The organism is Cedecea sp. AS113 (genome assembly GCF_037152415.1).
Taxonomy (GTDB): domain Bacteria; phylum Pseudomonadota; class Gammaproteobacteria; order Enterobacterales; family Enterobacteriaceae; genus Cedecea.
This window is the reverse complement of record NZ_JBBCMI010000020.1, coordinates 54,582-75,046: the sequence shown is the minus strand read 5'-3', so window position 1 is coordinate 75,046 and position 20,465 is coordinate 54,582. Positions and strand designations below refer to the sequence as shown.

The 20,465-nt window shown below is 53.0% G+C and carries 24 protein-coding genes and 2 pseudogenes; 15 read left to right on the top strand and 11 right to left on the bottom strand.

The genetic code is table 11. From position 1 onward, the window contains the following. Positions 1–34 precede the first annotated feature (34 nt). On the bottom strand, positions 35–454 hold the full coding sequence (gene trxC, locus WFN87_RS19855) for a thioredoxin TrxC (protein WP_038479759.1): 420 nt from the start codon (positions 452–454) through the stop codon (positions 35–37). A 206-nt stretch (positions 455–660) separates the two neighbouring features. Here trxC and WFN87_RS19850 point away from each other — a divergent pair, with 206 nt between their 5' ends. Further along, the gene (locus WFN87_RS19850; RefSeq protein ID WP_336981746.1) at positions 661–1,731 is read left to right on the top strand and encodes a tRNA/rRNA methyltransferase; all 1,071 of its coding nucleotides are present in this window, start codon (positions 661–663) and stop codon (positions 1,729–1,731) included. Positions 1,732–1,788: 57 nt separating this feature from the next. On the opposite strand, the gene ung is transcribed toward WFN87_RS19850, so the two are convergent. Further along, a complete protein-coding gene (ung, locus tag WFN87_RS19845; RefSeq protein ID WP_336708990.1) occupies positions 1,789–2,478 on the bottom strand; it encodes a uracil-DNA glycosylase in 690 nt (229 codons plus the stop codon). A 319-nt stretch (positions 2,479–2,797) separates the two neighbouring features. Here ung and grcA point away from each other — a divergent pair, with 319 nt between their 5' ends. Next, entirely contained in the window at positions 2,798–3,181 is a 384-nt protein-coding gene (gene grcA / locus WFN87_RS19840) for an autonomous glycyl radical cofactor GrcA (protein WP_008459527.1), read from the top strand. Positions 3,182–3,433: 252 nt separating this feature from the next. Here grcA and srmB read toward each other — a convergent pair whose 3' ends face one another. Then, positions 3,434–4,771 (bottom strand): ATP-dependent RNA helicase SrmB, encoded by a 1,338-nt coding sequence (gene srmB, locus WFN87_RS19835; RefSeq protein ID WP_008459524.1) that lies wholly within the window; start codon positions 4,769–4,771, stop codon positions 3,434–3,436. Positions 4,772–4,892: 121 nt separating this feature from the next. On the opposite strand from srmB, the gene trmN reads away from it, so the two are divergent. Beyond that, positions 4,893–5,630 (top strand): tRNA(1)(Val) (adenine(37)-N(6))-methyltransferase TrmN, encoded by a 738-nt coding sequence (gene trmN, locus WFN87_RS19830; protein WP_008459522.1) that lies wholly within the window; start codon positions 4,893–4,895, stop codon positions 5,628–5,630. Here the strand turns inward: trmN and nadB are convergent. Next, positions 5,615–7,231, bottom strand: a complete 1,617-nt coding sequence (gene nadB / locus WFN87_RS19825) for an L-aspartate oxidase (RefSeq protein ID WP_336708993.1) — start codon at positions 7,229–7,231, stop codon at positions 5,615–5,617. The genes trmN and nadB overlap by 16 nt on opposite strands. Positions 7,232–7,505: 274 nt before the next feature. On the opposite strand from nadB, the gene rseD reads away from it, so the two are divergent. The 6 genes from rseD to WFN87_RS19800 all read left to right on the top strand — a co-directional run bounded on the left by rseD (position 7,506) and on the right by WFN87_RS19800 (position 12,032). Then, a complete protein-coding gene (rseD, locus tag WFN87_RS24185) occupies positions 7,506–7,667 on the top strand; it encodes a rpoE leader peptide RseD (protein WP_157141424.1) in 162 nt (53 codons plus the stop codon). Then, positions 7,664–8,239: an RNA polymerase sigma factor RpoE gene (rpoE, locus tag WFN87_RS19820; protein ID WP_008459517.1), complete on the top strand. Its 576-nt coding sequence runs from the start codon at positions 7,664–7,666 to the stop codon at positions 8,237–8,239. The genes rseD and rpoE overlap by 4 nt, the downstream gene beginning before the upstream one ends. Positions 8,240–8,270: 31 nt before the next feature. Next, positions 8,271–8,918, top strand: coding sequence for an anti-sigma-E factor RseA (rseA, locus tag WFN87_RS19815; protein WP_008459515.1), 648 nt, complete (start codon positions 8,271–8,273; stop codon positions 8,916–8,918). Then, a complete protein-coding gene (gene rseB, locus WFN87_RS19810; protein ID WP_008459512.1) occupies positions 8,918–9,883 on the top strand; it encodes a sigma-E factor regulatory protein RseB in 966 nt (321 codons plus the stop codon). Before rseA ends, rseB begins: the two co-directional genes overlap by 1 nt. After that, positions 9,880–10,362, top strand: coding sequence for a SoxR-reducing system protein RseC (gene rseC / locus WFN87_RS19805; protein WP_008459510.1), 483 nt, complete (start codon positions 9,880–9,882; stop codon positions 10,360–10,362). The genes rseB and rseC overlap by 4 nt, the downstream gene beginning before the upstream one ends. 440 nt (positions 10,363–10,802) lie before the next feature. Then, a complete protein-coding gene (locus WFN87_RS19800; protein WP_336981751.1) occupies positions 10,803–12,032 on the top strand; it encodes a tyrosine-type recombinase/integrase in 1,230 nt (409 codons plus the stop codon). Here WFN87_RS19800 and xis read toward each other — a convergent pair. The 6 genes and pseudogenes from xis to WFN87_RS19770 all read right to left on the bottom strand — a co-directional run bounded on the left by xis (position 12,010) and on the right by WFN87_RS19770 (position 17,125). Beyond that, positions 12,010–12,294 carry an excisionase Xis gene (gene xis, locus WFN87_RS19795; RefSeq protein ID WP_311889851.1) on the bottom strand — a complete coding sequence of 95 codons (285 nt, stop codon included), beginning with the start codon at positions 12,292–12,294 and terminating at the stop codon, positions 12,010–12,012. The two genes, WFN87_RS19800 and xis, sit on opposite strands and share 23 nt — an antisense overlap. 38 nt (positions 12,295–12,332) lie before the next feature. Next, a complete protein-coding gene (locus tag WFN87_RS19790) occupies positions 12,333–12,575 on the bottom strand; it encodes a DUF4060 family protein (protein WP_336981753.1) in 243 nt (80 codons plus the stop codon). 38 nt (positions 12,576–12,613) lie between these two features. Continuing rightward, a pseudogene (locus tag WFN87_RS19785) lies at positions 12,614–13,772 on the bottom strand (RecT family recombinase). Further along, positions 13,741–16,602: pseudogene (locus tag WFN87_RS19780) on the bottom strand (RecE family exodeoxyribonuclease); the annotation flags it as partial. The pseudogenes WFN87_RS19780 and WFN87_RS19785, both read right to left, overlap by 32 nt. Before the next feature lie 138 nt (positions 16,603–16,740). Next, complete coding sequence (locus tag WFN87_RS19775) at positions 16,741–16,908, bottom strand: YdaE family protein (RefSeq protein WP_311888590.1); 168 nt, start codon at positions 16,906–16,908, stop codon at positions 16,741–16,743. 10 nt (positions 16,909–16,918) lie between these two features. After that, on the bottom strand, positions 16,919–17,125 hold the full coding sequence (locus tag WFN87_RS19770) for a cell division inhibitor protein (protein WP_336981758.1): 207 nt from the start codon (positions 17,123–17,125) through the stop codon (positions 16,919–16,921). Between WFN87_RS19770 and WFN87_RS19765 the strand changes: the two genes are divergently transcribed. Beyond that, positions 17,054–17,341 (top strand): hypothetical protein, encoded by a 288-nt coding sequence (locus WFN87_RS19765; protein ID WP_336982134.1) that lies wholly within the window; start codon positions 17,054–17,056, stop codon positions 17,339–17,341. The genes WFN87_RS19770 and WFN87_RS19765 overlap by 72 nt on opposite strands. Here the strand turns inward: WFN87_RS19765 and WFN87_RS19760 are convergent. Next, positions 17,319–17,729, bottom strand: coding sequence for a helix-turn-helix domain-containing protein (locus WFN87_RS19760; RefSeq protein WP_442892782.1), 411 nt, complete (start codon positions 17,727–17,729; stop codon positions 17,319–17,321). The two genes, WFN87_RS19765 and WFN87_RS19760, sit on opposite strands and share 23 nt — an antisense overlap. Before the next feature lie 115 nt (positions 17,730–17,844). Between WFN87_RS19760 and WFN87_RS19755 the strand changes: the two genes are divergently transcribed. The 5 genes from WFN87_RS19755 (at position 17,845) to WFN87_RS19735 (ending at position 20,463) form a co-directional block, all read left to right on the top strand. Beyond that, complete coding sequence (locus tag WFN87_RS19755) at positions 17,845–18,072, top strand: transcriptional regulator (protein WP_336981762.1); 228 nt, start codon at positions 17,845–17,847, stop codon at positions 18,070–18,072. A gap of 36 nt (positions 18,073–18,108) precedes the next feature. Next, on the top strand, positions 18,109–18,429 hold the full coding sequence (locus WFN87_RS19750) for a CII family transcriptional regulator (protein WP_336981764.1): 321 nt from the start codon (positions 18,109–18,111) through the stop codon (positions 18,427–18,429). Between the two features lie 3 nt (positions 18,430–18,432). After that, positions 18,433–18,690 (top strand): hypothetical protein, encoded by a 258-nt coding sequence (locus tag WFN87_RS19745; RefSeq protein WP_336981766.1) that lies wholly within the window; start codon positions 18,433–18,435, stop codon positions 18,688–18,690. A 73-nt stretch (positions 18,691–18,763) separates the two neighbouring features. Next, positions 18,764–19,729 (top strand): replication protein, encoded by a 966-nt coding sequence (locus WFN87_RS19740; RefSeq protein ID WP_336981768.1) that lies wholly within the window; start codon positions 18,764–18,766, stop codon positions 19,727–19,729. Then, positions 19,726–20,463, top strand: a complete 738-nt coding sequence (locus WFN87_RS19735) for a replication protein P (RefSeq protein ID WP_336981770.1) — start codon at positions 19,726–19,728, stop codon at positions 20,461–20,463. The genes WFN87_RS19740 and WFN87_RS19735 overlap by 4 nt, the downstream gene beginning before the upstream one ends. The last annotated feature ends 2 nt before the right edge of the window (positions 20,464–20,465 follow it).

Here is a 20,465-nt window from a genome sequence, read left to right as displayed (position 1 = left end):
AGAGAAAGGAGGCCTAAAAAATGCCCCCTTATAATCAGATATTTTCGTCCAGCCAGCTATCAAACGGGGCTTTAGGCATGGCGCCATTCAGCATATCGACGACCTGGCCATTTTTGAAAATCATAATGGTCGGGATGCTTCTGATGCGAAAACGTGCGCTCAGTTCCTGCTCCGCTTCGGTGTTCACCTTCACAAAGCGAACTTTACCGCTGCGTTCTTCGGCAACATCTTCAAAAATAGGGGCGAAGTTCACGCACGGGCCGCACCACGGCGCCCAAAAATCAACCACAACCGGCAGCTCATCTTTCAGGAGTTTATCCAGCGTCGCCGTCGTGGCGTTAACGACTTCACCGTCAAACAGTTCATGGCCGCAGCGACCGCATTTTGCACCGTCATCGATACGGTCGTCAGGAATGCGGTTAATGGCCTGGCAGTCGGCACAAACGGTATTCATAACTAACCTCAAAGAGAATGATTGAAATCGGTGCCATGCACCACGGATGTTTCAAATATGTTACATATTATCGGCGAAGATTGGGAGGCCAACAAAGTGATTTATTCGATGAGTACAATAGTTTTTAGCTTTTAAGCAAAGTTAATGGCTAACCCATGGCACATCAGGTAATCTGCGCGCTTCGCGCTCAGCCAGGTGGAGGAACAATGAACGACGAATTTAAAGGTAAAAGCGGCAAGGTCAAAGTGATGTATGCCCGCAGTGACGACGAAAGCGAACAGCGCAGCCAAAACCCGCGTACCGGGAAAGGCGGTGGGCGTCCTGCCGGTGCGTCACGTGGTGAAGGCGGCGGTCGCCGTCAGTCTCGTCACGATGATAAACCTCGCGGCGGGCGCGATCGTAATGAACGTAGTGACAGAGGCGATCGCGGTGAAGCGGCCTCGCCATGGCGTACGGTTTCCCGTGCCCCGGTAGACTCTTCACTGTCGGCATCAGACAATGAAGGTACAACTAAACATATCGTTGATCCGGAAGTGATTCGTCGCCAGCGCGCCGAAGAAGCCCGTGTGTACGGTGAGAATGCTTGTCAGGCGCTGTTCCAGAGTCGCCCGGAAAGCATCGTGCGCGCCTGGTTTATCCAGAGCGTTACGCCTCGTTTTAAAGAAGCGCTGCGCTGGATGGCGGCAAATCGCAAGGCTTACCACGTGGTGGATGACGCTGAGCTGACAAAAGCCTCAGGCACGGAACACCACGGCGGCGTTTGCTTCATTATTAAAAAACGCAGCGGCATCAGCGTGCAGACCTGGCTGAACAAAGCCGGGGAAGAAGACTGCGTGCTGGCACTGGAGGATGTGGGCAACCCACATAACTTGGGCGGGATCATGCGCAGCTGCGCACACTTCGGCGTGAAAGGTTTGCTGATTCAGGATGCTTCTCTGCTGGAATCCGGTGCGGCGATTCGTACCGCAGAAGGCGGGGCCGAGCACGTGGTGGCGATCAGCGGCGAGACGTTTGGCGATGGGCTGGAAGCTTTCCGTAAAGCGGGCTACACCATCGTGACAACCTCAAGCCACCAGGGCACCCCGCTGTATAAAGCTGAGCTGCCTAAGAAAATGGTGCTGGTGCTGGGCCAGGAGCGCGATGGCGTTTCCGACACGACTTTTGAAAACGCAGATATGAGCGTAGCCATTGAAGGTACAGGTAATGTTGAAAGCCTCAACGTATCGGTAGCGACCGGCGTGCTGCTGGGCGAATGGTGGCGCCAGAACAAGGCCTAAGGCCTTCTCCAGCTATAAAAAAACCAGCGTAATTGCTGGTTTTTTTTCGCCCCGATTTTAGCCATTGTCCTGTGGCAGCTGCGGCACCCAATCAATGGGCTGTTCTCCGCGCCCGGCCAGATACTCATTCGCCTTCACAAAATGCCCGCAGCCCAGAAAACCACGATGCGCAGAAAGCGGAGAAGGGTGCGGTGCGGTCAGGACATGGTGGCGCTGGCGATCGATAATGCTGCCTTTGCGTTGGGCATGAGCACCCCACAGCAGGAACACCACCCCTTCACGGTGTTCATTAATGAGGGCGATAACCTTGTCGGTAAACGTCTCCCAACCAAAATTGGCGTGGGAATGCGCTTTACTCGCTTCGACGGTAAGTACCGTATTGAGCAGCAACACGCCCTGCCGAGCCCAGCTTTCAAGGTAGCCGTGCGTAGGGCGGGTAAAGCCTGGGACAGAAGCCTCAAGCTCTTTATACATATTGACCAGCGAAGGCGGGGGAGCGATTCCTGGACGGACGGAGAAAGAGAGCCCGTGTGCCTGGCCTGGTCCATGATAAGGATCCTGCCCCAGAATCACGACTTTGACATCGCCCAGCTCGGTAAAGCGAAAAGCGTTGAAAACATCCTTTTGCGGAGGGTAAACGGTCACGCCTGCTGCGCGCTCTGCCGCGACGGCGCTGAGCGTATTGATAAAGTAGGGCTGCTGTTTCTCTTCTGCCAGCACGTCGTGCCAGGTGAGGTGGGTCGTCATCTCGCTCTCCCGCGAATCTGTATTGCCCGATAGCTTAACTGCTTCTTCCTTCTGAGCAAAATAGTGCGTGGCATCAATGAGCTACAGTGATAAATAAAGTTGAAAATTTACAAAAGTTTTAGCATGGCGCTGACCGTCTAAGTTGATGTAAAACAAATAAAACCAGCTAAAGCCATTTTTAGTGTGTGGATTTAATTGATTTAAGTCAAAGAATCACGCCTGGTGGACTGATATAAGAACAACAAAGCAACAAAGGTTTTACCAATGAGCCAGCGCGCTGGCCCAAAGAATCAGCACATTACCCTGAGGGAGAAATAAAATGATTACTGGTATCCAAATTACAAAAGCGGCAAACGACGAACTTCTGAACTCTTTCTGGCTGCTCGACAGTGAAAAAGGAGAAGCTCGCTGCGTGTGCGCGAAAGCAGGTTTTGCGGAAGATGAAGTGGTTGCGGTCAGTAAACTGGGCCAGTTTGAATACCGTGAAATTCCAATGGAAGTGAAACCGGAAGTTCGCGTTGAAGGTGGGCAGCACCTGAACGTTAACGTTCTGCGTCGTGAAACGCTGGAAGATGCGGTTAAGCATCCGGAAAAATATCCGCAGCTGACCATCCGTGTTTCCGGCTACGCGGTGCGCTTTAACTCCCTGACTCCGGAACAGCAGCGCGACGTGATTACCCGTACTTTCACTGAAAGCCTGTAATTCAGTTCCTGCCGTTGAGAATAAAGAGCGCCTTCTGGCGCTCTTTCACGTTAATAGAATACATAGTAAACCCGCATCAGCATCCGGTACAGGTTCCCTAAATTTCCTGGGGCTGCCAGCACTACGCTCATTTCTTCGATGTCACTATCTTCGCCGTATACGACAGGGCAGGAATGCCGTAAAGAATGATTGTTTGCAGGAAAACGCAGAACCCGGGCAATAAAAAACGCCGGGATTATCCCGGCGTTCATGTTATTCGTCGACTTTTGGCGACTCTGTCGTGGTAGCTGCCGTTGGTTTACGGCGCTTACCGATGTTTTTCTGATCGCGATGGCGCACTTTAACGCGCGGCTTCTCTTTGTCTTTCTCTTTCTTCTTCTCTTCGCGCTTAGCCAGCACTTTCTTGGATGGCTTACCGGTCAGCTTTTCGCTTGGCGCACGCGTCGTTGGGCGCAGCTCGTCGATAACGCGGGATTTCAGAGGCTCTTTCATGTAGCGGGTAATTTTACCCAGCAGCAGATGATCGTGCGCCTCAACCAGCGAAATCGCGGTTCCTTTCATGCCTGCGCGACCGGTACGACCAATACGGTGCAGATAGATATCCGCGGTACGTGGCAGGTCAAAGTTGAATACGTGGCTAACGTCAGGGATATCGATCCCACGGGCAGCAACGTCGGTAGCAACCAGAACGTTTACGCGACCATCGGTCAGGCGCTTGATGGCCTCGTTACGCTTGGCCTGTACCATTTCGCCTTCGAGATAGCAGGTGTTGATGCCCGCTTCACGCAGCCAGGCAACCAGCTCATGCACACGCTCGCGCTTACGCACAAAGACGATAGAGCGGGTGGTATCTGGCTGGTTCAGCAAATGAACGAGTAACTTCGTTTTGTGCTCAACGTCATCGGCGCGATAGTACCACTGATGGATCTTCTTGCGCTCACGCGTGGATGGCGTGGCGGAAACTTCAACCGGATCTTCCAGCAGGCGTTCAGCAAAATCTTTAACCGCGTTGCCTTCCAGGGTAGCGGAGAACAGCATGGTTTGCTTGCGCCAGCGGGTTTCCGCGGCAATGGTTTCAATATCTTGCGCGAAGCCCATGTCCAGCATGCGATCTGCTTCATCGAGGATCAGCGTTTCAACCGCTCGGCAGTCGAAGTTCTCTTCCTTTATGTATTGCAGCAGTCGGCCGGTGGTAGCGACGACAATATCCTGATTCTCGCTGAAAACTTCAGCGTGGTTCATATACGCTACGCCGCCGGTGATGGTGGCGATATCCAGATGGGTATGTTTTGCCAGTTCACGCGCGTGGTCGGCGACCTGCATAGCGAGTTCACGGGTTGGCGTGACGATCAGAATACGCGGCGGGCCAGATTTCTTACGAGGAAAGTCGACCAGATGCTGTAGCGCTGGCAGCAGGTAAGCTGCGGTTTTACCGGTACCCGTCGGTGCTGAACCCAGCACGTCGCGTCCTTCAAGTGCAGGAGGAATGGCCGCAGCCTGGATGGCAGTCGGGCGAGTAAAGCCTTTCTCCTGGAGCGCGTCCAAAAGGCTTTCATCAAGTTCGAGTTCGGAAAAAGTGCTTACAGTCATGGTCTACCTCTGTTTGGGACGCCGATTATAGACATAATGACCGCGATCTTCATCTGTTTGTGTCTTTCCGTAGATGTCCGTTTCACTTATGCTACGGCGGTTTCTTTGCAAGGTAGATAAGATGTCGGATCAAAAAGCGGTATTACGTCGGGATGGTTTCACCTTCAAACAGTTCTTTGTGGCGCACGATCGCTGCGCCATGAAGGTGGGAACAGATGGGACGCTGCTCGGTGCATGGGTGCCGGTAGTTAATGTAAAAAGCGTCCTGGATATTGGCACCGGCAGCGGTTTGCTGGCGTTGATGCTCGCCCAGAGAACCGCTGATGACGTCACGATTGAAGCCGTGGAGCTGGATCCGGTTGCTGCAGAACAGGCGGCAGAAAACGCCAAAGGCTGCCGCTGGGCTTCGCGTATTCACGTTCACTGCGCGGACATCCGCGAGTGGGCGCAGCAGGCTACTCAGCGCTACTCCTTAATTGTCAGTAATCCGCCTTTCTTTGAGCAGGGCAGTAACTGCGCATCACCAGAACGAGCTCAGGCACGTTATACCACGACGCTGGATCACCAGGCCTTGCTCAGCAGCGCTGAACAACTGATCACCGAAGACGGTTTCTTCTGCGTGATTATGCCGGAAACTGCCGGGACGGCATTCAGCGAGCTGGCGAAATCACAGGGTTGGCACGTTCGTTACCGTACCGATGTGGCCGACAATGAAACTCGCCTGCCGCATCGGGTGATGCTCGCGCTTTCTCCTACGGGCGGAGAATACTACAACGACCGCCTGGTGATCCGTGGGCCAGACCAAACCTACTCTGAAGGCTATTGCAGCCTGACCCAGGACTTCTACCTGTTTATGTAGAGCGGGGAAAGCACGCTTGGGCCGGATTCAGCGAGCTGATCCGGATAATCGAGTGTGTAGTGCAGGCCCCGGCTCTCTTTACGCTGCATGGCGCAGCGCACAATGAGTTCGGCAACCTGCACCAGGTTTCTCAGCTCAAGCAAATTGTTTGAAACGCGGAAGTTGGCATAGTACTCATCAATCTCTTGCTGCAGCATGGTAATTCTTCGCAGCGCCCGCTCCAGCCGACGAGTGGTGCGAACGATCCCAACGTAGTCCCACATAAAGAGCCGCAGCTCATGCCAGTTATGCTGGATAACAACCTGTTCGTCTGGATTATCCACACGGCTGTCATCCCAGTCGGGCAGATTTTTACTTTCGCGCGCATACGGCAGTCGCTTCAGAATATCTTCTGCGGCAGACCAGCCATAAACCAGGCATTCGAGCAGAGAGTTTGAGGCCATTCGGTTAGCGCCGTGCAGGCCGGTATACGTCACTTCGCCAATGGCATACAGCCCGTCAACGTCGGTGCGCCCATGTTCATCTACCATTACGCCACCGCAGGTATAATGCGCGGCAGGGACTACGGGAACCGGATCTTTGGTTAAATCAATGCCTAGCCCAAGCAGCTTCTCATAAATAGTGGGGAAGTGCTGGCGAACAAACGCCTCTGGCTTATGGCTGATATCCAGATACATGCAGTCTGCGCCCAGGCGTTTCATTTCGTGATCGATAGCCCTGGCGACGATATCACGTGGCGCAAGCTCGGCACGTTCATCAAACTCCGGCATGAAGCGTGAACCATCCGGACGCTTCAGGTATGCACCTTCGCCGCGCAATGCTTCGGTAAGCAGGAAGTTTCGGGCCTGAGGATGGAACAGCGCCGTAGGGTGAAACTGGTTGAATTCAAGATTGGCGACCCGGCAGCCTGCACGCCATGCCATAGCGATACCGTCACCGGAGGCGATATCCGGGTTTGTCGTGTACTGGTAGACTTTTGAAGCGCCACCGGTGGCTAGAACGACAGATTTCGCACGGCAGGTTTCGACCTTTTCAAGGTTCCGGTTCCAGACCCAGGCACCGACGACGCGCCTTGTGCCCGGCAGGCCAATTTTGTCCGAAATAATTAGGTCTACGGCGTTGCTGCGCTCGATCACCCGGATATTGGGGTGATTGAGGGCTTTGCCGACTAGCGTGGTTTCAACTTCCTTCCCGGTGGCATCCGCCGAATGAAGAATTCGGCGATGGCTGTGGCCGCCTTCACGCGTCAAATGGTAGCTTTCCTCACCATTCGCCAGCGTGTGGGTATCGAACATGACGCCCTGATCAATCAGCCACTGGACGCAGTGCTTTGCATTGCTTGCCACAAATTCTACGGCCTCACGATCGCAAATTCCTGCCCCGGCTATCAGCGTATCGTCAATATGGGAAGCTATGCTGTCGGTTTCATCGAAAACGGCGGCAATTCCCCCCTGTGCATAAAAAGTTGAGCCTTCGTTAACTGGGCCTTTGCTTAGCACAATGACCTTGCTGGTTTGAGCCAGACGCAGCGCGAGAGAAAGGCCAGCAGCACCGCTACCGACAATTAATACGTCACAGATCAGATCGCTATTTTTGTTCATGGTGTTTAATTTACTAAACAATAGTGGCCCGAGCATAGCACCGGGTGGGACGCTGAACACGCTTTTTTTGTTTTAGCGTTGTGCAGACTAAACAGAGTCATCGGTAAAGTCATTGGGAGGGCTCGAGCAAACTGCGTAAATAAATCTCACTACGGAAGGATAAATGGCAGATTAGATGATGAAATACCCTGATTCATGAGATACTCTTCTCGCTAACTTTTTGAGCATTGATTCAGAAGAATCGGCGTTACCGTTTTGCGAAGCGGAATTTATAATGAAAAGATGCAATCCGCTAAACATGACAGAAAAACAAAGGCGTAACGGAACTTTGCTGGCCTCGGGCACTCAAACTCAAAGCTTGCTCAAAAATGCAGGGTTCGAGTGGCATTTCGATTACGCGTGGAAATTGGGTTTGGGGAGACATTACCTCGGATGAGCGAGCAGTTAACGGATCAGGTCCTCGTCGAACGGGTCCAAAAGGGAGATCAGAAATCATTTAACCTACTGGTGATACGCTACCAGCATAAGGTTGCGAGCCTGGTTTCCCGCTATGTACCTTCGGGAGATGTACCCGATGTGGTGCAGGAATCTTTTATTAAAGCTTATCGCGCGCTGGATTCATTCCGTGGCGATAGTGCGTTTTATACGTGGTTGTACCGCATCGCGGTCAACACGGCTAAAAATTATCTGGTTGCTCAGGGGCGGCGTCCGCCATCAAGTGATGTGGACGCCATTGACGCTGAAAACTACGAAAGTGGCAGCGCATTGAAAGAAATTTCGAACCCTGAGAACTTAATGTTGTCTGAAGAACTGAGACAAATAGTTTTCCGTACTATTGAGTCGCTCCCGGAAGATTTACGCATGGCAATTACGTTGCGGGAGTTGGATGGCCTGAGCTATGAAGAGATAGCCGACATCATGGATTGCCCGGTAGGTACTGTGCGTTCTCGTATTTTCCGCGCAAGGGAAGCTATTGATAATAAAGTTCAACCGCTTATCAGGCGTTGACGATAGCGGATTACTGGAAGGGTATTTAGGCATGCAGAAAGAACAACTTTCCGCTTTAATGGATGGCGAATCTCTCGACAGCGAGTTGCTCAATCGCCTGTCAAACGACAGTGAATTGCAGCAAAGCTGGGAGAGTTACCACCTTATCCGCGACACAATGCGCGGAGATACCAGCGAAGTGCTCCACTTTGATATTTCTGCCAACGTGATGGCGGCTATCGCAAATGAGCCTGTGCGTAACGTCGCGCCGCTCATTACCGAATCTCAGCCGCAGCCTCAGCAGTGGCAGAAAATGCCGTTCTGGCATAAGGTGCGTCCGTGGGCAAGCCAGCTTACCCAAATGGGCGTTGCCGCGTGCGTATCGCTTGCGGTTATCGTGGGCGTACAGCACTATAATGGCCAGTCTGACAGCACCGCACAGCCGGAAACGCCGGTCTTTAACACTTTGCCGATGATGGGAAAAGCCAGTCCGGTAAGTCTGGGTGTACCGTCTGACACGACCGCCAGCAACAGCAGTCAGCAAGTACAGGAACAGCGTCGTCGTATTAACGCTATGCTGCAGGATTACGAATTGCAGCGTCGTTTACACTCCGAGCAGCTCCAGTTTGAACAGGCGCAAACCCAGCAGGCCGCTGTGCAAGTGCCAGGAAACCAAACTTTAGGAACGCAATCGCAGTAATGAAGCAACTTTGGTGTGCCCTGTCTCTCGTGGCAGGCAGCCTGTTGTTCACCTCCAGCGCCTCGGCGGACACTGTTTCGTCCGGGGCGTTGTTGCAGCAGATGAACCAGGCTAGTCAGTCACTCAATTATGAGCTGGCGTTTATCAATATCAGCAAACAAGGGATTGAGTCCCTTAGTTATCGCCATGCACGTCTTGATAATCGCCCGCTTGCGCAATTCCTGCAAATGGACGGCCCGCGCCGCGAAGTCGTTCAGCGCGGCAATGAAATCAGCTATTTTGAGCCTGGGCTCGAGCCATTCACGCTCACCGGGGACTACATCGTCGATTCTCTGCCTTCCATCGTCTATACCGACTTTAAGCGCCTGACGCCGTACTACGACTTTATTTCTGTCGGGCGTACGCGTATTGCCGACAGATTATGCGAAGTTATTCGCGTCGTTGCTCGGGACGGCACTCGCTATAACTACATTGTTTGGCTCGATACCGAAACCAAGCTGCCGCTTCGCGTTGATTTACTGGATCGCGACGGCGAAACGCTCGAACAGTTCCGGGTTGTGTCATTCTCTGTTGAAAATCAGGCGAGCGGGCTTCTGCAGAATTTAGCAAAAGCGACGTTGCCACCTCTGCTGTCCGTACCGGGGGCGGAAAAGGCCAGTTTTACATGGGCACCGACATGGCTGCCGCAAGGCTTTAGCGAAGTGTCGAGCAGCCGCCGGCCACTGCCAACCGTGGGCGTGCCTATCGAATCCCGACTTTATTCTGACGGGTTATTTAGTTTCTCGGTGAACATCAGCCAGGCCCCGTCTCAGGCAAGTAATGGCGAACAGCTTGTGCGGACCGGTCGCCGGACTATTAGCACAGAAATTCGTGATAAAACCGAAATTACCGTTGTAGGTGAGTTGCCTCCACAAACGGCGAAACGCATTGGCGATAGCGTGAAGTTTAACGGAGCGACGCAATGATTAAAGAATGGGCGACGGTCGTCTCCTGGCAAAATGGTGAAGCGTTGCTGCACTGTGATGTTAAGGCCTCTTGCAGCAGCTGCGCTTCGCGCTCGGGATGTGGGACTCGTGTCCTAAACAAATTGGGGCCACAAACCAGCCATCTGCTGTCTGTGCCAAGCGAACAGCCGCTGGTCGCCGGGCAAAAAGTGGAGCTGGGCATTGCGGAAGGTAGCCTGTTAGGGTCCGCGCTGCTGGTGTACATGTCGCCGTTGGTCGGACTATTTTTGTGTTCAGGTCTTTTCCAGACGCTGTTTGGTACCAACCTGGCCGCTATGTGCGGAGCTTTGCTTGGTGGCGTAGGGGGCTTCCTGCTTGCTCGCGGTTTTTCCCAGCATTTCAGCCGTCGTGAGAGCTGGCAGCCGGTGATTCTAAGCGTTGCGCTTAGCCCGGATGCAGTGCGCGTCGATACGTCCGCGCCGCCGGCTGAAAATCAATAAATTCCCTTCAAATGACATCTCTTTGCACATCCTGCTTATGGCTTACCTAAGCTTGCAGGATGAGCAGTTTCCTCACTTTCTGGTTGTAGTGTAGAATGCGGCGTTTCAGGCAGAAGACAGTCTCTGACATCCTGCTCCGTACAGCGCGAAGCGCCGAGCTCACAGGCCATTTGTAAGGCATAAAACCTCTAACTATGAAGAACATACGTAACTTTTCTATTATTGCCCACATCGATAATTGATACCTCGCCAGCCTCCGCAAACCTCCGACAAAACACTATCAAGACCCCCATCAAATCAGCCTTCTCAAAAACAATACTGTTTGCATGTACAGTCAACCTACGACATCATAAGTCATGGTTTTTGTGTCCACCAGTGCGTCCATATTCTATGATGGACACGGAACCTCCCGTTCTGATGGACACATGTAGGGACAAATCATGGCTATTTCAGATAGTTATCTAAAGTCGTGCCTTGGGCGCGAACGTGAAAAAGTTGAAGAGAAGGCGGACCGGGACGGTTTGTGGGTGCGCATTTCCAAAAAGGGCGCCGTCACCTTTTTCTACCGATTTCGTTTCCTGGGCAAACAGGACAAGATGACGATCGGCAGCTACCCAGAGTTCGGGCTGAAGGCTGCACGTGATGAAGTGGTGAAGTGGGCCGCGATTCTCGCCCGTGGCGAAAACCCGCGCATTAGACAAAGCCTCGACAAAGCCAAAATTAACAGCCAGTACACCTTCGAAGAACTTTTCCGCGAATGGCACGCCATGGTCTGCATTCAAAAAGAAACGGCCGGGCAGATCCTCCGCACGTTCGAACTGCACGTTTTCCCTAAGCTCGGGAAGTACCCGGCGCATCAGCTGACGCTTCACAACTGGCTTACTGTTCTGGATCGTCTGGCGCAGGGGTACACCGAGATTACCCGGCGCGTAATCAGCAATGGCCGGCAGTGTTATTCCTGGGCTGTGAAACGCCAGTTGTTGGAGGTCAATCCACTGGCTGAGATGTCAGGCCGTGACTTTGGCATCCAGAAGCAGATGGGGGAGCGAACGCTGGACCGGAAAGAGCTGGCGATTGTCTGGCGCGCGATTGAAGACTCCCGCCTTATCGAGCGAAACAAGATCCTCTATAAATTGTCGCTGCTGTGGGCGTGCAGGGTCGGCGAACTCCGGCAGGCTGAAAGCACGCATTTCGATTTTGAGGAAGGCGTCTGGACTGTGCCGTGGGAAAACCACAAGACAGGCAGGAAGAGCAAAAAACCGATCATCCGTCCTATTATCCCTGAAATGCTCCCGATGCTCAGGCGGGTTATTGAGCTGGCGCCGGGCCGCTTTGTTTTCTCAAAATACGAAGACAAGCCGATGAGCGAATGCTTCCACATGAGCATCAGCAGCAACCTGGTGAAGTTCATGCTCAAGGCCTATAATGAGCAGGTGCCGCACTTCACGATTCATGATCTGCGCAGAACCGCGCGAACGAACTTCTCTGAACTGACAGAGCCACACATCGCCGAGATGATGCTGGGCCATAAACTGCCAGGCGTGTGGTCGGTGTATGACAAGTACACCTATATCGATGAGATGAGAGAGGCTTATGGGAAGTGGTGGGCCCGACTGATGAGCATCATCGAGCCCGATGTTTTGGAGTTCACGCCACGTCAGACCGGATAAGGCGCCCCTTGCTGTCGCGTGGAAGGTTAAGGTGCGCCATTGGCCGGCGCACTGGCCGTGACATTTCCCGCTTCTGCCACGCTTGGACTTTGGTCTTGAGCCATTTATTGGATCCGCCCATGTATGAGCAGTCTGGCTCCGGGAATGGATTGCTGTCGCCAGGGCGCTTACGGTAACGCTCCAGCGTTCTGGGTGAAATGCTCAACTGGCAGCAGATATCACGAGTGCTCATCAGTTCGAAGTTATCGGTTTTTGTGCTCATCATTGTCTCCATTGGCCCCGCAGGGCCATCGTTAATATTTAGTGCGCCTGGGCTGGCAAGTTGCGAAGTTTGCGAGCGCCGATCATGGCGGTCGCGACATAGCTGGTGGTTCGGTTGACTACCTCAACAGTGAACTTTATGCCGTCTACAACGACGGTGTAATTGGTCCGGTGCTTATGCCTGCCGTACTCACCATATCTTGAGTGGTGCTCCGCCAGCGCGGCATCGCACGCCCGGCGGGCCAGCGGTGACTGTTTGCTTCCTCGGTTAATCAATCGCATGAGATCTCCTTGCCAGGAGGGAGCCCCTCCCGGTACTGTTAGCCCACGTATTCCGGTTTCATATCCATCAGGGTGATGCTGTACTTGTCGTGCAGCTCGTCGCCGAGATGGCGTTTTGCTGCGGCCAGCGTTCGCTCAGCTTCGGCGAATCGCTCAGCGGCATCAGGTTCGCCTGGCTGCGGCAGCGAGTTGATCACCGCGTCGACTTTGTTTTTGGCATTCACCTGGTGATAGCGGCGCGTCGCCTTATTCTTAAGCTCGGTGAACAACGCAGTGCCGAGCGTGGCTTTTGCTTCGTTGATGTCGTTACCGACAGCGGAGGCTGATTCCAAAGTCTCTGCTGTTTCGATCCGTGCGCGGAAACCATCGGCGATGGAGTCAATGTTTACCACCAACTCTTTCGCGGCCGCCGCGGTATTTGTTTTACCCTCGGTGATTTCCCCAAGGCTCATATGCTGCGGTACCGGGTTAATCTCGCGCTCTTCCCGCTGATCAACTTCATCCGGGCTATAGACACCGAGAATGACTTCCGGGCAGTAGAGTCGGGCCCAGTACTTCACTGCAAGGTATGCGATCTGTTGTTTTGGGTTCGACACCCAAAGCGGCGAATTGCGAGTGACAACACCTGACAGGTAGATCGGCTCTCCCCAAGTGATTTCATTCTCACCGCGAAGGACTGCGCCAACCTCGACATAGAGGCCAATTTCGTCCTCATCGTTCCATCCACGCACACGCTCGGTGACGTTGTATTTCCCGTTCTTACCGTGCTTCTCCCGCGTTACTTCCTGCGTGCGGGTGCAGCGCTCCCACTCTCCGACGTAGCGATAATGGAATCGGCCTTTGATGGCGTTTGAGCTGGCAATCACTGCGTTTACCAGTTGGGCTTCATAGCCCAGCACGCCGTTAACCAGATGCGTTTTCTGTGCCACTGCGTAGGGGTTCATGCCCCATTGCATAGCCTGCATGACGATTGCCATACAGTCGGCTGGTTTGCCCGCCAGGTGCGCAGGTACAGTTACAGCTGATTGGGCCATTAAGCCGGCAAAGGCCTGCAGTTGACCCAGCGCCTGCACGTTGAAAATTGAGTTGCTGGCGGAGATTGTGTTCGGCGCCTGCTGTTCTGTCGTTACGATATTCGTATTTTCCATCGTCATTCCCCTTATGCCAGGCGCAGCGCTTCGAGGCGGCGCAGGTCAAAATCGTTTAGTTCTTCGGCGTAATCTTCGATGATTGGCGCTGGCCAAACGCCGGTATCGAAGCCGTTCGCGATGGCACGCATGGCTTTGCGGTACTCCAGCATGCCCAGCTCCAGTAGTTCGGCGGACGCCTCAATGATGGCTATCCAGTGATAGTTCTCGTCCTTGTTGACGAAAATCCAGAAGAACTGGTCGAGCGCTGCGGTCTCGCTGTACATAGCTGCGCTCAGGTGATAATCACGGTCGATGATTTCCCGGTGCAGCCTGGCGCGCAGGCCTTCCTGTTTAACGTTCCACATGCTGATGGTTTTGATGTCAGCACCGATGCGAACGCCGTCGATGTCGATTTCCAGATCGGGCCGCACTCGAACTTCCAGCCCGGTTTCTTCGTCGAACCCGAAGTAGCTGACCTCAACGGCGCGGCTCGGATGCGTCAGCAGCTTCCCGGCTGTCGGGTGGTTTAACAGCGCCTTTTGAATGGCCAGAGCTGTGCTCAACTGTGGGCGGGTAACCAGCACTTTTCCTTCCGGGTTATCGCGCCATGCATCCACCAGTTCGTCGGCAAATACAGCATCCGGGTTTACAGACTTCACTGCCTGAATCAGATCGGCCTTCGTGCCGGATACTTTCAGCGGTGCCGGTTTCTGTGCTTCCTGCGCGACCAAGTCCGGATTAATCAGCGCCAACTGCTCTAGCAGTGCATCGCGGCTACCGCTGGTTTTAACCTGAGCGGGCAGGGTGGCGTTGTATTCCTTGATGCAGGCCTTCATGGCAGAGGCCGTTTGCTTCTGGTCTGCTTCGATACGCTGGAACTCTTCCGGCAGTGTCATATAGCTCTGGCCGGTTTCCTCCAGTGATGCGCCGAGCGGAACCTGAGCGGGCAGGGTGGCGTTGTATTCTTCCAGCAGCATTTTGATGTCGTCGGCAGACCGCAGCGCCGGCAGACCGGCGTTGTGTTCGTCGATAAACGCGCGAATTGTCGCCGTGGTGGTGAATGCACCTTCCGGCACCTCCGGTTCAACGCTGAATTCAGCGTCCATTTGTTCAGGCTGAAGCGCCAGCGCATGCACCAGATTCCCCATATCAAGGACTGGTGAGCGTTCTTTCGTGATGGTCTTCGTGACATGACGCGCTTCGAAATACATCAGGCTGACACGGGCGTCTTTTACCTGCGTGCTGCTGATGCCGTTTGCTGCGTGATAAACCTCGTTAGGCAAACCTTCGTAACGACCAGGATCGAAATAAGCTGGGAACTCGGCGCGTGGCTCTTCATGTGCAGGCGTAACTTCTTCCGTCCTGCTCAGATCCGCCTTTGGTTCGATTTCCATTTCTGCATGGGTTGAATCATCCAACATGGCGCCACAATCAGGGCAATGTCCACCGCCGATTGCACCGCAGCTGACACAGAAATCACCACTTACGGAATCTGTCTGCTGATCATCTTCCAGAGCACCTTCGCCTGCTGATATCGCATCGTTAGTTTCGCCTTCGGCGCGCTCAGTCTCTTCCATCTGCACATTGCCGGTTTCCTTGTTGCTTTTGCCGTGAAGTTTTGAAGACGCTATCAGGCCTTCTACTGAGAAGATGCCACCGCCCTGATTGGTGAATTCGGGCTGCTGGTTTTGTGCCTCTTCTGCGGCCACCTTTGCCTCGATCTCTGCATCCCAGCTGGTTTCTGGTTTATGTCTCGCGCTTGCCAATGTTTCAGCTGATGGATTCGCGTGATCGCTTTCGGTCAGGTTCGCGCTAATATGGAATTGCAGGCGATCGGGGAATGCAACCAGACCAGAAGATGTAGTGCGAATCAGTGCAAAGATGGCTGCGCGTGAATAGTCGAGGATGCCAGGTGTCGCGCGCAGCGCCGCTGACCACTCGGCAAACGGTGATTCCTTGGTTCGAACAATATCTTTGGCCGTCCGGTAAGGCGCGCCAGGAATATCGTAAATGTTGAAGTCCTCTGGAAGGGTGGCCAGGGCAATTTCAATGTCGAGGCTGTCGAGAGTATGTATCAGGTCAGGATTGCGATCTGTTGCATTGCCTCCGCCTGCATTGGTTCCGGTATCGGCGCGCTGGATCTGTGCCACACGGTTTCCCTTTAGCCACTCTTTCACCAGCAGGCCGCGATCGATGTATTCGGTACTAACCCATGCGTTAACGAACTGAATAAAGAGGTTCAATTCATGGCGCTGTGTCTGTGGTAATACCTTTTGCACTGCGTCGGTCAACCTCCAGAGGCCATGCATGTCGAATTTTTTAACCTCGGGAGCGTTATTTACCGCCAGCAGCAGGTTTTGAACGTAGGTGTTATCCGTGTCCATTTCTAACGCTGAAAGCTCTTTACGGCGTGGGATGCTGATGTGGTAAACGTGGCCTTTTTCGGAGCACAACTGCGCCAGCAACTGAATACGAAAAGGCATAGTGACCAACTGGAACTCTGCGTTATCGTCGTTGGAGTATTCAACCTTGCTGGCTCCGTTCTCTTCGGCCATCAGCTCCGTGGTTAAATCGCTGTCTGTAACGTCTTCCTTGTGAAAAGTGTCCTGCGGCGCAGCGCAGGGTTTCAGTTGCCAGGTGCGCTGGTCGTCGGCCAGTTCGTAACGCTTGCACCATGTTAAATCAATGGTGCTTTCTTCCGGCAGATCGTTAAACACCGGGAAATCAGTGCGGATTGCCTTCTGATAATCCTTACCGCGGCCGGTTTCGATCCCTGCGTCTTCCAGTTCAACGTCAAGCTGCAGGTTGGCGCGGGCTTCAGTTTTCGCAGTGAACCAAATCACTGCATCTTGCTTACCAGATTTCTGAGTGGCTTTGGCCACATAGAAGAATTCCATGTGAGATCCTCTTTTTTGGGTGATAAAATCCCCGAGCCATTGATAGCGCCCATTGGGTGTTCTTTGGTTTTGTGTGGTTTCCGGTGGAACTTTGGTCGGTGTCACCGGACGTTGAGCCCGCCTTGCGCGGGTTTTACGTTATGCTTCGTGGGCCATCTGGTCGTAGGAAGCGCAACGCACAGAGCAGTAGTCGCGTTCTTCGTGAGTAAGCTGAGAGCCGCGAATTAACGTCAGCTGATTTTTTACTTCTTTTTCCGCTTCAATCGGCTTTCCACAAAGGTGGTAAGCGCATTTTTTCTCCTGCATAACTCCCCCGTTAATGGCTCAGGCCATTCCCTAAACCATTTAGAAACACTTCAACCAGAAGCTCGGTTGTGTAAGTGCGTTCAACACCTCGATGCAGATACAAACGACCACGTGCATTAGCTGATGCTGTCCAGGTTGCGTCTTTGTGTTTGACGAGCATGCCGGGCAAGACTGCGCCGCGGTTTACTGTCTGAGTGCCGTAATGCTGATGAATCATGGTGATCCCCTTTCATTTGCCTTGTCGCCGGCCAGCGGAACGTTTTCACCTGACAACGATGCGCTTGTTGTCGATGGAGATAACAATACAAATAATATTTACATCGTGCAAGTTAAATGCAATGAAAATTTTCAATTGAGGGTATGCAAAAACAGCCAAGTAATTGGCTGCTTTGAAAAAAAAGATGTGATTTTTACTTTTGGATGCTTTGGATGATGCCTGAAACATCATCCTTGAGGAGATCTAACTCTTTAAGAGTGGCTTTAGCATGAACGATTAGGCGTAACTTTTCAGCTTCCGGCAATTGGTTGAAAAGCGAAAGCAACGCTATTTCTTTTTCGTCTAGCTGTCGCGGGAGTTCATGCTGGCTAAGGTCAGCATCACCGTCTTCAGGAGGCATAAAAAACCAATGTTCTGGCTTTCCCGTGGCTGCAGCAAGACGTTTCAGCCTTTCACCCCGCGCAGCTGATTCACCTTTCGACCATTGTTGAACCGCCTGGGGAGTCACCATAGCTCTCCGGGCAATATCAGACATATTCCAGCCGAATTCATCTCTAATGAGCTGAAGTCGATATGCGAACGCTTCATGTGTTGCTGTTTTCATGACATCCATTCTACAAGGTGGCCTTTCATCATGCATTTCAAAGATTGCTTTCATTTATGATTGAAAAAAATATTTTCATATTGTAGGCTTAATTTTCATTCAAAGAGGGCCTGATATGACCGAATCCATTAAGCAGCGCGTTTGCGCTGTCATGACTCAAACGGAAATAGCCAAAAAGCTTGGCACCACATCCCAAGCTGTGAGCTTGTGGCTGAACCATGAGGTTCCAGCACATCGAGTACTCCCAATCTGCCAGCTGCTGGGTTGGAAAATTACACCCCATGAAGTTCGCAGTGACATCTACCCAAACCCTACGGACGGACTCCCCAACCAAGGGGCGTAATTCCTCACAACCAACCAATGCAGGGGATCTTCAACCATGGAGAACGCAATTGCACGCAAGTTTGACCCGCCCATTATCAATCCGGTTGAGATAGAGAGCGTTCTGCTCAACCGGCTTGCTTTGATGGGGCAGAAGTTTTACGCGGAGCATATGGGCATCAGCGAATCGACCGCCAGCCGTCGCAAAGCAGAGGGGCATTTTTCCAGCATGGCGAAGGAACTGGCATTCCTGGGCATACAGGCGGCGCCGCCGGAAGCGGTGCTGGTGTCGCGGGAGTATCTGGCATCGGTAGAGACTCTGGCCGACATCGGGCTGAAAGCGGAACGAGCCAGGCCGGGGCCGCTGGGGTGGGATTAAGCCATGAACCATTTGGAATTCATAGAGAAGCACGTACGCGAAGAGCTTATCAAGCAGGGATTCACTGTCGCCGTGGCCCAGGGGGGGGCATTCCAGGCTGTTGATATGTACAAGCGCATGAGTCAGGCAAGCCGTAAGGGGAGGATTTTCGATGATGTGTTACGACACGCAAAGCTTTGGGCAGAGAAGCAGCAGCTGCCATCTGACAAGCTTGAGAAGAAGCGCGTTAAGCGTAATCAGCCGCAGCAGGGGCTGTTCTGAATGGGTGAAGACTGGTGTGCGTCAACACAGTCAGTCTTCGGATGCAAAAACTGAGAGTGATTGCGGAGTAAGTATGTCAAATACCGCTGAAGTTATCAAATTCCCGGCCCCTTTGCAGGGGCAGCAGGAGAGTCGCATGGCTGATCTGGACAATGGCTATTTACGTTTAGCCAACCAGATTCAGGATGCCCTGTGTATCGTCGAGCTTTCAGGTCGCGAGTTCCGCGTGCTGAACGCCATCGTCAGGCTGACTTATGGCTGGTCGAAAAAATCAGACCGCATTGCCAACAGCCTCATCGCAGAGAAAACGACACTGAAGGTTAAGCATGTATCGGAAGCGGTGCTGAGCCTCGCGTATCGCAACATCATCGTTCTGCGTCGAATTGGACAAACACGATACATAGGGATTAACACCTGTCTGGATAAATGGGCTTACACAAAGCCGAATTGCACCAAATGTCCGGCAGCGTTTCCAGCCGCCGAAGTTGTAACGTGGGTTATTACCCTTCCCGAATTTATGGAGGCGCATCCCCGAAAACAGGGACAGTTATCCCAGAAAACAGGGATGGTTATCCCTGAAAATGGGGATGGCAGTTTTACCCCCAAAACCATCCCCGAAAATGGGGATGGTTATCCCCGAAAGCAGGGAGAGGCATCCCTGAAAACAGGGAACACCAAAGACATTCTTCCAAAGACAAATATAAAACCTAATACCCCCTTAAATCCCCCTAAGGGGAAAGTGAAGTTTGATCCGCTCAGTATTTTGATTCCTGAGTGGCTGGATCAGGCCGCATGGGTTGAGTGGGTAACCTACCGTCAGCAGTCCGGTAAGGGCATCAAAACAGAAATGACCGTCACCAAGGCTTTCAACCTGCTGAAACAGTGTCTGGATGCAGGTCATAACCCGGTAGACGTGATCAACACCAGCATCGCCAATGGTTATCAGGGGCTGTTTAAGCCGAAATACCCTGTAAAAGCCGCAGCGCGGCAAGAGCTGGATTTCAACAACACTGACTGGATTGATGGGGTATTGCCATGAGATCGCTTGCTGAACATATGCAGAGCTACGAACGTGAGCAGCTTAGCCGCGTGGCGCACAATCTGCCTGAACATCACGAAGAGCGCCCGCAGGTCGAGCATGTGGCGCAAATCTTCAACGAGCTGTTCAACCAGCTGCGCGCAGCGTTCCCGGCGGCAATGGCGAACTTCCGAACCCAGGCTGAGCTTAACGAGTTTCGCCGCCAGTGGCTGTTGGCTTTCCACGAAAACGGCATCAACACCCTCGAGCAGGTTTCTGTCGGCATGCGGGTAGCCCGCCGCCAGGAGCGCCCGTTCCTCCCATCGCCTGGCCAGTTTGTTGCCTGGTGTCGTGCTGAGGAAAGTGCTGCTGTTGGCTTACCTAACCAAAACGAATTGGTAGCCCTGGTTTATCAGTACTGCCGGAATCGTGGTGCTTATCCTGATGCCGAATCCTACCCATGGCCGGGTAAAACTGCCGATAGAAAGCACACAACCAAATCTAAGGCATGTTACTGGATGGTTACCGTGCTGACCCAAAAAATGCGATCTCAAGGTTTGAGTGACATGGAATTGAACCGTAAGGCCGGGGAGGAGCTGGCACAGATGGCCATGCGCATTCGTGGTGGTGAAGATATTCCTGAGCCTGTTGTTCGACTCCCATTGCTGGGAGGAAAGCTGTTATCCCGTGAGCAAAACATCTCGAAGCTGGAAGAAATTCGCGCTCGCTTTGGTTTCAAAAAGGGGAGGGCGTAATT